This window comes from Vibrio sp. 10N.261.55.C5 (genome assembly GCF_041470505.1).
Lineage (GTDB): Bacteria > Pseudomonadota > Gammaproteobacteria > Enterobacterales > Vibrionaceae > Vibrio > Vibrio crassostreae_C.
Genome location: NZ_JBFRMS010000098.1, coordinates 1 through 15,074, shown reverse-complemented (window position 1 = coordinate 15,074; position 15,074 = coordinate 1). Strand labels below are relative to the sequence as shown.

At 45.1% G+C, this 15,074-nt stretch carries 17 protein-coding genes; 6 read left to right on the top strand and 11 right to left on the bottom strand.

The features are described 5' to 3' along the window. Nucleotides 1–53: 53 nt before the first annotated feature. Together AB4263_RS23355 and AB4263_RS23350 are read right to left on the bottom strand one after the other, a co-directional pair. Nucleotides 54–1,616 carry a glutamate synthase-related protein gene (locus AB4263_RS23355; RefSeq protein ID WP_372098976.1) on the bottom strand — a complete coding sequence of 521 codons (1,563 nt, stop codon included), beginning with the start codon at nucleotides 1,614–1,616 and terminating at the stop codon, nucleotides 54–56. A 226-nt stretch (nucleotides 1,617–1,842) separates the two neighbouring features. Further along, a complete protein-coding gene (locus tag AB4263_RS23350) occupies nucleotides 1,843–2,400 on the bottom strand; it encodes a DUF1439 domain-containing protein (protein WP_017065833.1) in 558 nt (185 codons plus the stop codon). Nucleotides 2,401–2,562: 162 nt separating this feature from the next. Here AB4263_RS23350 and AB4263_RS23345 point away from each other — a divergent pair, with 162 nt between their 5' ends. The 4 genes from AB4263_RS23345 to AB4263_RS23330 all read left to right on the top strand — a co-directional run bounded on the left by AB4263_RS23345 (nucleotide 2,563) and on the right by AB4263_RS23330 (nucleotide 5,784). Continuing rightward, on the top strand, nucleotides 2,563–2,949 hold the full coding sequence (locus tag AB4263_RS23345) for a thiol-disulfide oxidoreductase DCC family protein (RefSeq protein ID WP_017062190.1): 387 nt from the start codon (nucleotides 2,563–2,565) through the stop codon (nucleotides 2,947–2,949). Nucleotides 2,950–3,346: 397 nt separating this feature from the next. Further along, entirely contained in the window at nucleotides 3,347–4,690 is a 1,344-nt protein-coding gene (locus tag AB4263_RS23340; RefSeq protein WP_065584895.1) for an AarF/ABC1/UbiB kinase family protein, read from the top strand. Nucleotides 4,691–4,774: 84 nt separating this feature from the next. Further along, nucleotides 4,775–5,320, top strand: coding sequence for a glutathione peroxidase (locus AB4263_RS23335; RefSeq protein ID WP_372098975.1), 546 nt, complete (start codon nucleotides 4,775–4,777; stop codon nucleotides 5,318–5,320). Beyond that, nucleotides 5,317–5,784 (top strand): DUF3429 domain-containing protein, encoded by a 468-nt coding sequence (locus AB4263_RS23330; RefSeq protein WP_372098974.1) that lies wholly within the window; start codon nucleotides 5,317–5,319, stop codon nucleotides 5,782–5,784. The genes AB4263_RS23335 and AB4263_RS23330 overlap by 4 nt, the downstream gene beginning before the upstream one ends. Before the next feature lie 74 nt (nucleotides 5,785–5,858). On the opposite strand, the gene AB4263_RS23325 is transcribed toward AB4263_RS23330, so the two are convergent. The 5 genes from AB4263_RS23325 to AB4263_RS23305 form a co-directional block, all read right to left on the bottom strand. Next, nucleotides 5,859–6,293: a GNAT family N-acetyltransferase gene (locus AB4263_RS23325; RefSeq protein WP_372098973.1), complete on the bottom strand. Its 435-nt coding sequence runs from the start codon at nucleotides 6,291–6,293 to the stop codon at nucleotides 5,859–5,861. Nucleotides 6,294–6,444: 151 nt separating this feature from the next. Next, the gene (locus AB4263_RS23320; RefSeq protein ID WP_372098972.1) at nucleotides 6,445–6,948 is read right to left on the bottom strand and encodes a LysE family translocator; all 504 of its coding nucleotides are present in this window, start codon (nucleotides 6,946–6,948) and stop codon (nucleotides 6,445–6,447) included. Nucleotides 6,949–7,078: 130 nt separating this feature from the next. Then, nucleotides 7,079–7,396 carry a hypothetical protein gene (locus AB4263_RS23315; RefSeq protein ID WP_372098971.1) on the bottom strand — a complete coding sequence of 106 codons (318 nt, stop codon included), beginning with the start codon at nucleotides 7,394–7,396 and terminating at the stop codon, nucleotides 7,079–7,081. 75 nt (nucleotides 7,397–7,471) lie between these two features. Continuing rightward, nucleotides 7,472–8,908, bottom strand: coding sequence for a lipopolysaccharide biosynthesis protein (locus AB4263_RS23310; RefSeq protein ID WP_372098970.1), 1,437 nt, complete (start codon nucleotides 8,906–8,908; stop codon nucleotides 7,472–7,474). A 16-nt stretch (nucleotides 8,909–8,924) separates the two neighbouring features. After that, entirely contained in the window at nucleotides 8,925–9,851 is a 927-nt protein-coding gene (locus AB4263_RS23305; RefSeq protein WP_017062218.1) for a glycosyltransferase, read from the bottom strand. A 305-nt stretch (nucleotides 9,852–10,156) separates the two neighbouring features. On the opposite strand from AB4263_RS23305, the gene AB4263_RS23300 reads away from it, so the two are divergent. Continuing rightward, a complete protein-coding gene (locus AB4263_RS23300) occupies nucleotides 10,157–11,305 on the top strand; it encodes a glycosyltransferase family 4 protein (protein WP_372098969.1) in 1,149 nt (382 codons plus the stop codon). 185 nt (nucleotides 11,306–11,490) lie between these two features. Here AB4263_RS23300 and AB4263_RS23295 read toward each other — a convergent pair whose 3' ends face one another. From AB4263_RS23295 to AB4263_RS23280, 4 genes are all read right to left on the bottom strand, one after another. Next, complete coding sequence (locus AB4263_RS23295) at nucleotides 11,491–12,264, bottom strand: viroplasmin family protein (RefSeq protein WP_372098968.1); 774 nt, start codon at nucleotides 12,262–12,264, stop codon at nucleotides 11,491–11,493. An 81-nt stretch (nucleotides 12,265–12,345) separates the two neighbouring features. Further along, nucleotides 12,346–12,675 carry an AzlD domain-containing protein gene (locus AB4263_RS23290; RefSeq protein ID WP_081228873.1) on the bottom strand — a complete coding sequence of 110 codons (330 nt, stop codon included), beginning with the start codon at nucleotides 12,673–12,675 and terminating at the stop codon, nucleotides 12,346–12,348. A 2-nt stretch (nucleotides 12,676–12,677) separates the two neighbouring features. After that, the gene (locus AB4263_RS23285) at nucleotides 12,678–13,406 is read right to left on the bottom strand and encodes an AzlC family ABC transporter permease (protein ID WP_029235402.1); all 729 of its coding nucleotides are present in this window, start codon (nucleotides 13,404–13,406) and stop codon (nucleotides 12,678–12,680) included. A gap of 147 nt (nucleotides 13,407–13,553) precedes the next feature. Beyond that, entirely contained in the window at nucleotides 13,554–14,387 is an 834-nt protein-coding gene (locus tag AB4263_RS23280) for an AraC family transcriptional regulator (RefSeq protein WP_372098967.1), read from the bottom strand. 247 nt (nucleotides 14,388–14,634) lie between these two features. Between AB4263_RS23280 and AB4263_RS23275 the strand changes: the two genes are divergently transcribed. Further along, nucleotides 14,635–14,973 (top strand): hypothetical protein, encoded by a 339-nt coding sequence (locus AB4263_RS23275; protein ID WP_372098982.1) that lies wholly within the window; start codon nucleotides 14,635–14,637, stop codon nucleotides 14,971–14,973. Nucleotides 14,974–15,074 lie beyond the last annotated feature (101 nt).

Genomic DNA, 15,074 nt, shown 5'->3' with positions numbered 1-15,074 from the left:
GGCAAAAATAAGCACACCCAAAATACATTGAGTGTGCTTTATCGAAGTATTATTTACTTAAAGTGATTTAATGGACAGACACCAGAGTAAGCGACACCGGATAGCTCGGCCATTTCGCGATTCCATGTTGCCAAATCATGAGGGTTAAATTGATTCAAATGATCATGCCCACATGCCCTCGCCATCACTTGCATTAATTCTGTCGAGGCTTCAAAGAAGTTCTTAAGCTGGTTCGATGCTTTCTCGACATTCAAACGCTGACGTAAATCGGCTTTTTGAGTTGCAATACCAGCAGGGCAATTATTGGTGTTACACATTCTCGCCGCCACACAACCTATCGACTGCATGGCACTGTTTGAGATAGCGACACCATCAGCACCAAGCGCCATCGCTTTTACGAAATCCATCGGCACGCGCAAGCCGCCCGTGATGATCAATGTGACTCTGTCACTGACCCCTTGTTTATCGAGATACGCTCTAGCGCGAGCGAGTGCTGGAATAGTGGGAACACTGATATGGTCACGGAACATTTCTGGCGCCGCCCCTGTACCGCCACCACGCCCATCTAAGATGATGTAATCGGCACTGGCATCAAGCGCGAACTGAATGTCTTCTTCGATGTGATTGGCACTTAACTTAAAGCCAATCGGGATACCGCCTGTCACCTCTCGAACACGGTCGGCGAACTTTTTAAAATCCTCGACCGTGTTAAGGTCGACAAAGGTGGGTGGAGAAATCGCTGCCGTGCCCGCTTCAATGCCACGCACCTCCGCGATCTTGCCTATGTTCTTCGCGCCCGGTAAGTGCCCGCCCGTTCCGGTTTTGGCACCCTGCCCGCCTTTAAAGTGGAAGGCTTGAACGTTTTTGAGCTTAGCTTCATCGTAACCAAACTGAGCACTGGCTAATTCATAAAAGTAGCGAGAGTTCGCCGCTTGCTCTTCGGGTAACATACCGCCCTCACCGGAGCAGATACCCGTCCCTGCGAGTTCGGCACCTTTCGCCAATGAGACTTTTGCTTCTTCAGATAGCGAGCCAAAACTCATATCAGACACAAACAAAGAGATGTCCAATTTGAGTGGCTTCTTCGCTTTGGGGCCAATAATCAGTTCAGTTCCAACGGGCACATTCTCCAGCAAAGGCTTGGTGGCCATTTGCGCGACCATCACTTGAATATCGTCCCAGTGAGGCAATAGATGTCTTGGAACGCCCATGGAGGTCATTGGCCCATGATGTCCAACCTTGGATAAACCATCACGCGCCAGTTGATGAATAAACTCGACGGTAGGTTCTTCTTTGGTTGCGCTCGCAGCTGGCGACAAATCTGGCGCAGCCGCTTGAATGTGAACCTCCGGGCCTTCTTGCCCAACTTGTTCCGCTGTGAACTGTTTATGAGTGCCATCGCAGAAAGGAAGGTTGTTGGAATACTTACAGCGACAAAGGTAGGCGTCTCCGCTCTCTTCGGCGACAAAGCTTTTCGGTTTGAACCCCGTACCAGCATGAGAACCGTCACAAAACGGTTGGTTTTTCGACTTCCCACAGGTACAGAAGTAATACTCCTCCCCTTCTGTTAGCTCGACCTTAACGGGTTTGTTATCCGCTATTACTGGATTCTTCATAGTTCGCTCACCTTTTCTTTCTTATGATTTGATGACTGAAGCGATGACTTGCTCACAAGAGTAAAGTAAAGGTGAGATACGCGGCTAATTCAATAAATGAGCCAGAGAAAACAAGCTGGATAGACAGCCTAAAAACAGAAATCTTGCTGATTCAACACAAACAAAAATGGCCACCAAATCGGCAGCCATTGTGTTTTAAATCTGAGTCTAAGCTAAACGTGAAAGGTTAATCGAATAACTCGATAACCAGCTTGTTGTCTTTAATCACTAGATTAGGTTCCGATGACTTGATCAATGACTCTTGAACCTTGTTGCTGTCCAGTTTGTAAACTGGCGACTGGGACAAAGCAAAGCCAATCATAGAAACGGCAGGCTTAAGTAGTTTGGCGACCTCAGGCGAAAGCTGTTTATCTTTTTCTTCAAAGCGCTCTAAACGCAGTGATTTCAAATAAATCTCGCCACTCTCTTTGTCATATTCAGGAATCGCACTGAACTCGATATCAAGATCCAACCTCATATTCGGCACGTTAAACACCTGAACTTGTGCATTGGTATTCGCCAGAACAGACACGCGCTCGGCATCAGCTCGGCCAATTTGCACCGCTAAGTCATCGACAGCGACTTGCGCATACATAACGTTTTGTACACCTACTTCTTGCTCTAACATCACCGAATCTTGAAGGTAGTTCGTCATTTCTTGCTCGGTCACGCTGTAGCTCACACAACCGCCTAGCATTAGGGCTATGAAGGCTAGAATGAAACGGCTCATTGATTTCGTTGTCATTGGGGATCGACTCTTAATATGTAATTGCATGGAACGGATTTTACCTCGAGATGGTACTGTAAAATAGTCGTCACAATTACAGTGTCGGATAACTGGGCAGAATGATCCACCTAAATGGTGATGTCGTATCAATGAGAATTGACGAAAATAGTAAGGAAAACAATGACTGCATTAACGATATTTTACGATGGAACCTGTCCACTTTGTGCAAAAGAGATGGCAGCACTGACTAAGTCTGATTCCAAAGATCAGATCCAGACCGTCGATATCTACAGTGAAGCGTTTTCAAACTACCCGCAAATAGATGCCGAGGCAGCCAATACAATCTTGCATGCACTGGACGAAAACGGAAAGCTGCTGCTCGGTTTAGACGTGACTTACCAAGCGTGGAAGCTAGTAGGAAAGGGTTGGCTGTATGCCCCGTTACGTTGGGCGATTTTTAAGCCAATGGCAGATTGGTGTTATCTACGGTTTGCCAAAAATCGATATAAGATTTCGTTTTGGCTAACCGGAAAATCACGTTGCAACGGTAACAGCTGCACAAAATAGTGTTGAGTTAAGACATGCCGCTGGCGACTTTGTAGTAAACGATGCCAAATAGGGCTGCGAACACCAATACCGTAACGGCCACTTTCAACAAAATAAATTTCATGCTTTGTCCTTTTAATTCTGTTTACTGTTTCGCGAGACAAGTTACCACAACAAAACATTCGGTTGGGTAATGATTTATAGAACTTTGTAGTCATACCAATCACAGTAAGTAAGTGGTCAAAAATAGCGTAGAAAAAAAGCTGGAGAACAAGGCGGCTCTTTTCGACAAGAAGTTTCGATAAGTAGTTATTCTACAATCAAAAAATCTAACGACTTTATCGAGATTTTTAACAAGCTAGGGTGAACAGTTATTTACTACGATTGGTATCAACCCTGATTCCCAGAGAGAACCTTTATGTCGGCAAAAGAGAGAAACCTTCCCACACATCGAATTTCTAGATTCAGTAAGTTCGCTTCGTTGGCGACAAGAGTCGCGGGTAACGTGCTAACGGAAGGCACCAAACAAATTGCACAAGGCAACAGGCCCAAAGCAAAAGACTTACTGTTAACGCCACAAAACATTGCTCGCCTGACCGATCAACTCGCACACCTGCGCGGTGCGGCTATGAAGTTAGGACAGATGCTATCAATGGATGCGGGTGATGTCTTAGAACCAGAGTTAGCCGACATTCTCTCTCGCCTGCGCTCCGATGCCGATCCACTGCCAACAAAACAGCTCAATCAAGTGTTAGAAAGCTCGCTCGGGAACCATTGGAAAACCGAATTCCTGTCCTTCAATTTTAAACCGATCGCCAGTGCATCTATCGGACAAGTTCACCAAGCCTATAGTGATGCTGGGGACAAACTCGCAGTCAAAGTCCAATACCCCGGCATTAGAAAAAGTATCGACAGTGATGTAGATAACGTGGGCACGCTGCTCAATATTGTTGGCTTGATACCAAAGTCGGTCGACTACAAAGGCTTGTTAGAAGAGGCAAAGAAACAGCTCCACGATGAAGCAGACTATGCTCGCGAAGCTGATTACGCAACTCGTTACCATGATGCATTGAAAGAATACTCTCACTTCGTCGTACCTAAGATTCATCCGCAAGTCTCTTCAGAATCGGTGCTCGCCATGGACTTCATCGAAGGCGTCTCGATAGAGCAAATCGAAAGTTACGACCAAAGCACACGTGACTTTGTAATGCACAGCTTACTGGAGCTTCTGTTCAGAGAGTTGTTCGATTTTAAGATGGTGCAAACCGATCCCAATTTCGCCAACTACCTTTATGTTGAAAACACCCGACAAATTGGCTTATTAGATTTCGGAGCAACCCGTGAGTACAGTGACCGCTTCAGCGAGGGTTATCGCTTGGCCTTTTCCTCTGTCATTAACAACGATGAGCAAGTGCTCAACCGAGCTTTAGAGCAAATAGGATTCTTTAGCGAGACAATTCTTCCCGAACAACGCCAAGCGATTCTAAATCTAGTGAAGATGGCCTGTGAGCCGATGTTAGTTGACGAAGAGTACGACTTCAAAGCCAGTGGATTGGCACAAAGGCTTCGTGAAGCAGGCACCATTTTGAGCATGGAACAAGAGTATTGGCATACGCCGCCCGCCGATGCGCTGTTCCTGCACCGAAAAATTGGTGGCATGTATCTATTAGCGGCTCGCCTTGGTGCAAAAGTGAATATCAGTCGCTTGGTCGCTCCATATCTTATCTCAGAGAGCAAAAGCACAACTAAAAGCGCGAGTTAATGAGACAGTAAATAATACGCAAAGTGATCATTTCATCGTGCACAAGAGTAATAACCATTACGCCAACTAAAATGAGCCAACCCTATGAAATGTTCACTACTTTGCTCAACCGCACTGATTACAAGCCTCACGAGTTCCATCGCCTTTGCAGCGAGCTGTCCCGAAATACTTAATGGCAAACAGCGCTTGTTAAACTCAACCGAAGAAATCGCCTTGTGCGATGAGTTTCAAGGCAAAACTCTATTGGTGGTAAATACAGCGAGCCAATGTGGCTTCACTCCGCAGTTTGAGCAACTCGAGCAACTTCATCAAACCTACAAAAACCAAGGCTTCACGGTTATCGGTTTCCCAAGTAATGATTTTCGCCAAGACAAGGGAAGCGAAGAGAAGACGGCAAAGGTTTGTTACCTAGACTATGGCGTGACCTTCCCAATGATGGCGCGAGCTTCACTGTCTGGTAGCAACGCCAACCCCGTGTTTACAGAGATACAACAGCAAGCGGGCGTAACGCCTAAATGGAACTTTTACAAATTCTTGATCAGTAAAGAAGGTAAAGTCGTCGCCACCTTCCCTAGCTCCACATCTCCAGTGAGTGCCACGCTCAAAAACGCGATTGAGCAGCAGTTATGAAGGCGGATTACATGGCAACAACTCAAACCCGTAACACCATGGCCAAACTGGGGTACATGGGGTTAATTCCGTTTTTATTCGGTCTTCTCCTTTCGCTCACCGACAGCCAATTTATGGGGATAAGCGGTGAAACGCTGTTCATCACCTACAGCGTGGCAATTTTGAGTTTTCTTTCAGGGATCTTGTGGGCAAATGGCATCGAAAACTTTGAAAGCCAATCAAGTAACAAAGCACTGCTAATAAGCAACGCGATTATGCTCATCGCTTGGCTGGCAGTATTGCTTGGCGAACAAAAAGAGCTAGTGACAACTCTGATTCTCATCTTTGGTTATATTGCGGTTTGGCGAGCTGAAAGGACGATGAGAGAAGAGAACCAGAGCCAAGGTCCTGATGGCTACTTTGATATGAGGACTCGGCTGACCTCTAGTGTCGTGTTAATGCACGGTATCGTGATGCTAACCTAGAGCTACGAGATTGTCTTTGAAGTGTGAGCCTTTGATTTAGTTAAGCGCCTTTGTTAAAAACCGTTAGCAACAATCTAGATGATGAGCTTCATCACTAACCTCGGCTCATCATCACCAAAGTAGTTGTCTTCTTGCTTGATGGTAACGAACCCCATCGATGCATAAAGCGCACGAGCCGATGTGTTATTTGGGTCTACAGTGAGCAAAAGCCTAGCATCTCGAGGCAACTGATCAACCGCCTGTTGCATCAGTTTCCGGCCAACTCCCATGCCACGATAATTCTGGTCTACAGCCAATGATAGGACCCAAAACTCATTCTGCTTGTCTGTGGTTGTCGTTAAGGCATAGCCAGCAATCTTTGAGTCTTGCTTAGCAACCAATAAACCTTTTCCCCAGCAATCAAAGGCCTGACGAAAGAAAAACAGCGGATAGGCGTGAGCGCCAAACAAAGCATGTTCAAGCTGGTAGATATCAGCCAGTTCTTGTTTTTCCGCACAAACAACATTCATAGATAGACCTCATTTAAACCGAACCTCAAGTTTAAGCATGCAAACTCAAAGGTGCTATTAATAATATATCAACAGCCTAAAGGCTTACGAACTACCTTAACGAAGATGCCACTTAACTAACGCCTGAGGAGTAGATTAGGTTACTTATGTTTTACTGTCGAATAACCAACAAATTTGCGCCAGATAACGCAAGAAAAACCGAGCACTCTTTGTTGAAACGTTTTGCCATTTGTGGCTTAGAGAACCAGTTTCTGAGGTATAAGCCAAATGCCGCGTAGATCGATATCGCGAGCATTTCTAACACTAGAAAGGTGCTACCTAAAACAAAGAATTGAGTATTTACGTTCGCTGAAACATCGACAAATTGAGGAAGGAATGCAGTGAAAATGAGTATCGCTTTTGGATTGCCAGCAGCGAGTGCAAATAGTTTGATCAGGAAAAACAGCGTTTCAGAAGTATAAAGCACAACCGCTAAGCCAGATGCAGCCAAAGCAATCATGCCAGAAAAAGCGAGGATTCTTCCTAGGCCTGCGACAAAGGCGGCCTGAAATCCGTAACAACGGGCGTTGTTCATTGATAACAAATTGTTTGGGCCCGGAGTCATGTTGAGCGCAAAACAAGCGGGGATAAACAGCAGTAACTTCCAGATTTCCATTGGTGCTTCCTAATTGCCAAATGCCGTGATTATAAAATCCTTAAACAAGGTCTTATCGTTTATAACAGCATTTCATATCTTTTGTAACTGCATAAAAAATAAGCACCAAATCTATACAGTAAATTTTCAATCAGTTCTCAAAAAACTGTTCGTACTCGGGTGTCGCTAGATTTTCGGCGACACCAATCTCACCGGCGAAATAGATAGCGCTCGCAATTGTATCTATCGTTAGGTTTGATTCTCGCTCTGGGAAGTCGCCAACAGCAGGAACAGATTTTGGCGCAGACACCGAACTACAAACAAGGCTATTACATACCCTGTTTTGATTTTCTAAGGAGATAGCTTCAGGAACGTCAAAGTGCTGAGTGAGTACGTCGTGGTTAGACAATTCAGACGAAGCGTACGATAAGGTTGAGAATAGAGCTGAGAGCACAATCCACTTGTTCATGTATCTTTCCATTGATGGCATTCATTGAATTTATAAATACTATCGAATCTCACACATTATGAACAGTGTTTTATTTTAATTTGCGTGAGACTGCTTACCCAGCATCAACTTGTCGAGCAGAGCTTGCGGGACATCGATCACTGAGTATTTAACAAAGGCCACCAGCGCGATTACACCAACAGCCGATCCAAGAATAAAGTCATGGACATCAACCAACACCAATCCCAGAAGTTGATCACTCGCTATCGCTACTAATGCGATGCTAACTGCGGTTACCCACTTGCTGTGTTCATAAGGTAATTGTTCCATCGCTTGGCTTACAACATACAGAAGCATGAGCCGCACAACATAAGTTGCACAAAGAACCGCGACAACACCCCACACGCCATAAATAGGCGTCACTGTGAAATAACCAATGGCCGCCAAGACCGCACATCCACCTTGAATCCACATTTGAGATTGACTCGAATCGCCACTGAAACAACCAAGGTTAAGATAATCACCTGCATTTTTGATAACGCTAATCGCAAGCAGCGCAACAACAATGGCCCCCGCGTAATGATAACTGCTCGGTAAAATGAGAGAAATAAATCCGGGTACCGTTAGAATCATCAACGAACCTAAAACAATGGCGAGGTTCACTCCGACTAACGCCCTATCGGCACACATCTTACTGCCACCCGGCTGTTGAAGCATCGCCACACGGTTTGGAAACCACCAAAGCGCGTAAGGCTGCAACAACAGACCAAGAATCAACGCGAACTTTCCGCTAACCGCATAAATCGCGAGTTCTTCGACACCGACGAAGCTTGCCATTACCCAGCGGTCGAGCCCCATGATCATATACATTGATGCACCGCCAACCAGAACGGGCAGTCCGAATTTTAAGATCTTCGCCGAGTATTTGAAGCAACCAAAAGATCCCATCTCTTGCCATTGATAACGCACTAAACAAACCATTAGCAACACACTGGATACCGCAGCTGAAATCAACACGCCATCTATACCGTATCCAGCCTCAAGCAAAACAAAAGTCATGATGGCTTGAACACCGGCTTTCAACACATTGAGCATGCAAAAACGTTTCGCCATCGCGTTCATACGCATCAGCGTTAGCGGGATAGAAATCGCCCCATCGAGCATGGTAGGAATAAGCAGAAGCAGTATCTGGTAAGGCTGAAATTCAACTGGCAACATTAAGATTAACAACGGCATACTGAGGGCAATCAAGGCGCCCCCAAGCACGCACACCAGCACGCTCAATGTGAAGCAGTTCGAGACGAGCTTTTGCTTTTCATCACCTTCGGCGACACCCACATAACGATACATGGCATCGACAATACCGAAGCTGAACAATATCGTCCCAATGTCTGCCAGCAAGACAATGGCTTCTAAGGAACCATACTCTGCCAACGTCATATTGTGCGTAATGTACGGGATCATCACCAATGAAATCCCTTTCATCATTAATATACCGATGGCGTAGTAAGCCGACTGCTTTAAAGAACCCATAGTCGTCACCTTTTCCTTACCAAGCTGGCTTTAGGAAACTTTTACAGTCTCCAATTAGGTGTCGCAATGTGCGTTTTTGAGGTGACATGACCAAAGAACGGAAACTGTAGGCAATAGCCTGTCTATTCTGTTGTAAACCTCGATAATAGTCAGCATAACCTTCCAGTATTCTCGCCTTTGCGATTTTGAAGCTAGAAGTGGGTAGATTCCATCGTTGACTGTCATTTTGGTAATGTTGAAGAATAGTCTCTATAGACTGCAAATTTCTCAATTTAAGACTTTCAGTTTGGGTAACAGAGCTCGCTCTCATCAAGTAGCCAACCTGCACCGAGTTCAACACACCGATCTGATGGTTTTCACTCATTCGAAGCCACAGTTCCCAATCTTCCCCATACTTGATGTCAGCATTGAAACTGTCTGTTTGAGAAAACACATCCGCTTTCACCATGACCGTTGATGTTCCAATCACGTTATTTTCTATGATGAACTCCAACGGGTTCTCGATATTGATGAACAGCTCATCTTGATCTTGAAACTGCGACCAGTAACTAAAGCAGTCGACTATTACTTGGTAATCTTCAGTAAGATGCTCGTAGTTAGTAAAGCTCATCGCGAGATCAGGGTAACGTTGATGAAATTCGAGTTGGCGCTCAATTTTTTCAGGAAACCAGAAATCGTCTGCGTCTAAAAAAGCGATGTATTCACCGGTCGCCTTTTCAATCCCTAGGTTTCTCGCTTGAGGCGCACCAACACCCAATGTGGACAACGTAATAATGCGTTCATCGTCTATAGAAGCAAGATACGTCGACGTTCCATCGTTACTGTTATCGTCAATGACAATCAGCTCAACATCTTGATGAGTCTGCTTTAGTACACTACCAATCGCTTTCGGCAGGTAATCCAAACAATTGTAGGTAGGAATAACAACACTTACTTTAGCCATAATGACGCCCTCAGATTTATACGTTATATGGCTAACGTTGCACGTTCTATGCCGAGAGTGTCTTGCTACGAAATCAGCTCTATATCAGTCACCTACACGCCTATTCTCAAAATGACGACCAAACACAGATGTTCAAAAAACCTACAACTCCAATTTGATTATCAATTTGAGAAAACGAGCGACTTCTTTAGGGATAACCTTCAGAAAGCTATCTAAAGCTAAGATTCGATCTTGGTTCGTATCTTGCTTTATTGGTTATTAACTTGGCTTGATAGCTTTAGTCATATGGATTAGAGGAGTAAGGAATGAAGAAAGTAGCATTTGTGGCACCAACCTACCCTGTACTCAGTGAGACCTTCATTCAAACAGAAGTCGACTCCGTGAAAGCGTGTGGGCACGATGTGTGTGTAATGACGTTCAAAATTGAAAACAGTGAAAAACAGTTCGACTACGACATTGTCGAAATAGGTAAAAATGTTCGGAAGGGTAAAGTCGCCAGCATTAACTGGATAGGTTTCATCAAGGCTGTCTCATTTATTTCTAAGCAAACCAGCATGCCCAAAAAGTCACTGTTCGCTTATGGGTTTAAATTAGCGCTGCAACTCGCGGAAAACGACGTCGAACACGTTCACGCGCATTTCTGTCAGCACACCACTGCTCACGCCATCGTCGCGGCAAAGCTGCTGAATATCACCTGTTCGTTCGTTGCTCATGGTCATGATGTTTACGAGTTCGCTTATGACATTGAACATAAAATCTCATCGAGTGATTTTGTGGTTGCAGTGTGTAAAGACATGCTTGCTGACTTCAATACCATGGCGAAAGGAAACATTAAGCTCCTGCATTGCGGAGTTAATACCAAACAGTTCCAACTCAACCCAAAAACCGAAACGAAGCAACTTCGCTTTATTTTCCTTGGCCGATTAGTGGAGCAAAAAGGTATCCACCATCTTATTGATGCATTGGCGCCGATTGCCGAACCTCTCGACATTCATCTCGATATCATCGGTACTGGCGATTTAGAGCAACAATTAAAGTTACAGGTCAAAGAGCAAGGGCTCACTCGAAACGTGACCTTTCTTGGCGCTAAGCCTCATGAATGGGTGAAAGAGAAACTATCGAATTATGACAGCCTAATCGCGCCCTTCTGTTTTTCCGAAACCGGATGTGTGGATACAGGGCCTCTGGTTTTAAAAGAAGCGATGGCTGTGGGAACGCCAGTCATTACCACCAACATCATGGGATGCAAAGAGATCGTCTCACCAGAGACAGGTTTTGTGGTTAGCGAAAAAAACGTGGAAGAATTAAGAGAAGCGATTGAGCGTTTCGCGCAGCTGAGCAGTAACGATAAAACATCGATGAGTTTAAAGGCACGTGAGAGAGTGAAAGACAGTTTTAATTCGATCAAACAAGCTCAGCAATTATCTCGTTGGATAGAGAACCCTGCTCAATAAGGATGAACTCAGGCAGTAAGCATCGCAAGGGCTGCTGCGTCTCACAAGAACGACTATGCACCATAAGAAAACGGAGCACCACAAAAACAAAAGAGCGCTACATCAATTTGAAATGTAACGCTCAACTTAGCACTGCCCAATGATCGCGACTTATGCTTTCAGTAGCTTTTCATTAAGAAGCCTAACTAGCCTGCTCGCAGTGCCAAAATAGACTCAATATCGTCGATGTCACGATATTGAGCGAGTTGTTGCTCTTTCGATGAAATAGCCACAATCGACATTCTATCGGCCAATTCGTTACCTTCAATACCAACGTGTCCGTTCACATGGTAGATGGTAATTTTTGAAGCCAGCTCTTGGTAGAGCGCATACGCCGGCTTAATAATATCGAGGTTTTTGATCTCGCCGCCCGACTTAGTCCAGCCCTTTTTCTCCCAACCCGTTGCCCACTTAGTAATACAATCTATCGAGTACTTAGAGTCACAATAGATCGCTACAGACAGACCCGCGTTTAACTTCTCTTTTGCGAGAATAAACGCTTGCTTAAGCCCATGTAGCTCAGCGGTATTATTGGTACCAACAGGTTGATACAAGCCATACCACAATTCGGTTAATTGGTTGTTTTGGTATACCGCTAAACCCGTCCCCGCTTCACCAGGGTTTGGTTCACACGCACCATCGGTAAAGATCTTGATATCAAAAGGCATATCAGTGATTTGCTGCTCCGAAAGAGGCGGCACCTTAGCTTTCGTCGCCTTACCCGCAGAGCTTGGCTTTGTCGCTGTAGAACCTGACGCAGACGACGTTTTACCACCAAAAGCAGACTCAGCCTCGCCTAGTGTTGGAAACGATTTATATCTCGCACCAGCAAAGCCATCGACTTGGGATTTACACTCATTCCACGTGGTAAAAATACCCGGTGTACGACCTTTCCAAACCACATAATATTTCTTAGCCAAACTAACTCCTTACCAGAACCTAAATACACAAACAGTGAATCAGTACATTAGATGCCACCACGCTATACGTTGCAAGGTCTATCAGTTAAAAAGGTAATCAACCGCGACAAGGTTATAGAACAAAAACACCGCCATGCTAACGCCGATCGTTAGTAGCACATTGCCTGTTTTCCAAATCAATAAGCCAGTCACCACCGCGCCTATCAAGTATGGGTTTTCAAGGCTTGGCCAAAATGTTTGTTCAGGAGCAAATACAATTGGCCCCCAAATCGCAGTCAGCACCGCTGGGCTTGAATAGCGCAATAGGCGCCTTGCGGTTTGATTGAGTCGAAGCGGGATTGCAGGCTCAAGAAACAGATACCGACTAAAGAAAACAATCGCAGTCATGAGGAATATCGTTAACCAAATCATCTCTATTTCCCCTCCACGATTGTCTTGTTACCGTTGTTTCGCTCTTGGAACGATTCACTCAAAAAGCCCGCTAACATACCTGCAATCGCTGCAATCATTAGCCCGCCCTCAATATTGTTAACCGACATGGCAACCGAAGTGACCAATGAAACCACAACACACACCACGACGGGTAGAGTTCGGATTAATGGGAACACCAAAGCGATAAAGGTTGCTGCGACCGCGAAGTCGAGCCCAATCTCATTAAGCGAAGGAATTTGGCTTCCCGCGACAATGCCGACAAAGCTCGCAATATTCCAAACGAGATAAAAACCGCCGCCTACACCCGCAGCATACCAGCGATTAAATTCTTTCTGAGACTGCCCACTACAAATCGCGAACAGCTCATCGGTGAGCCAAAATCCGAGTAATAGACGCCAACGCGCAGGAAGATGGCTGATTTTGTCACGCATCGATACGCTATACAGAAAGTGTCTAGACGTGATGAATAAGGTAGTCAACAACATGGTGCCTAAACCAATACCCGCTTTAAACATACCTGCAGCGACAAGTTGTGCAGAGCCAGCAAATAGAATAGCCGACATCGCTTGCGCTTGAAGCTGATTCAATCCAGCATCTATCGCATATGAGCCAGCTAGAATTCCCCAAGGGATTACCGCAATGCTCAAGGGCATTCCCGCTAAAACGCCCTTCCATAACTGTGTTCGTCTATCCATTGTTTCACTATCCATATAGTTCTTTTCTCTCTTCACATTGGCTATTCAATGTAAGAGGAGTTGAGTCGGTTCGATTGTACAAACTTGCTCGATTTCATGCCCCTCTGTTTGCCACACTTAACCGCACTTAACACAAGTTAGCCATGCCTTAGCCACGCAAGTTTAGAGCATTTTGATGTATTGCCCCGGCGTGTATCCATTGGCCTTTTTGAAGTGTCGATGAAAATGGCTTTGATCATGAAAACCACACTCTTGCGCGGTATCAGAAATGGTATGTCCCTGTTTCAATAACTTACGCGAAAGCCTTAACCGAGATTGGATTTGATACGCATGTGGCGGAAGACCAAACTCTTTTTGAAAAGAACGCACTAAGTGAAACGGGCTCAATGCCGCTAATTTAGATAGTTCGTCCAGGGAAACATCGGCTTGTGGAAAATCATCTAAGAACTCTTTAACCAGAACGAGCTGACGCTGAGTTTTCCCATCGAGTTGAGGGTTAAGCGGCGATTTTCCGTGTCGGCTAATCAGTTTAACCAACATCCCGTACATCAAGGTTTCTCTTAACAAGCGATTGTCAGATTCATCAATCGTGTTAAAGACTAATCTCAATTGATTGGCGAGTTCAGGGTCTTCAACAACCGCTCTTGGGAAGTAAGGCGCGCCGTAGTTCGGTAGGTTAAGCTCTTGAGTGATCTTGGCAAGTTGCTCTGGGAGAGGATACATAGCTCGATATGCCCAACCACCTTCAGTGGCAGAGTGACCGCTATGAACTTCGTCGGCATTGACCAGAATGATCGCATCTTGTGGTGCTATATGATGCCCGCCCGTTCGATAGAAACGCTGAGCGCCCTGCTCGATGACTCCCAGCGTGTAACCTTCGTGGCTGTGGCGCGAGAAGTTCTGCTTTTCGTATTCAGCATTAAGAATTTCAAGGCCGCCGAGCTCTTCGGTTATCTTATATTCGGCCTTCTCTTTAGAGTGTTTCTTGTTCTCCATAACAATTCCCAAGCCTGTTGATTATCGAGCGACTTATCAGTCTACTCTATAGTCTCTTTCAGCTTTTGTACAAAATTGCGCATTTGGCGGTTAATACATTTTTTGATCTAGGAATTAAACGGCTCAATAACGTGCTCTAATTGCGAGCAAGATCGTGGTCTTTAAGCAGTTAGCGAAGAATTGACAAATCAACGACTTAATCATGCTCATAATCCCCGCCAATTATTAGTAACTGTTCAGAGATATGATGAAGAAAGCCTTAGCATTGATCTTTTTCTTGAGCCTTACAGGTTGCACGCATAATCAGTCCAAAGCACTAAGCATGAACTCATCGTCGGTTAATACATACCCACAATCGATGTCGAACCTTCAACTGTGCGACACCTTGTATTACGGGCGCTCAAGCAACCAGACACTCGCAGCAATTGGCAGTGAATTCAATCGAAGAGGGTTATCAAAAAGTTGGTGCGATACCGAAACCAACAAGCTTTATCTAACAAAGACAATTGATTGGGTAACTGACCAAGTAGAAGACAAAGAAGATTCAGACGAAGAAGCGTCTGCGGTTGTGTTGCCAGCGAATTGAGAAAGATGAAACGTTTTTGAACAAGAAAAAGGCAAACTGCAGATAGCAAAAAGCCGCTCATAAAGAGCGGCTTTTTTAAGGTGATGCTTGCAACATAAGTC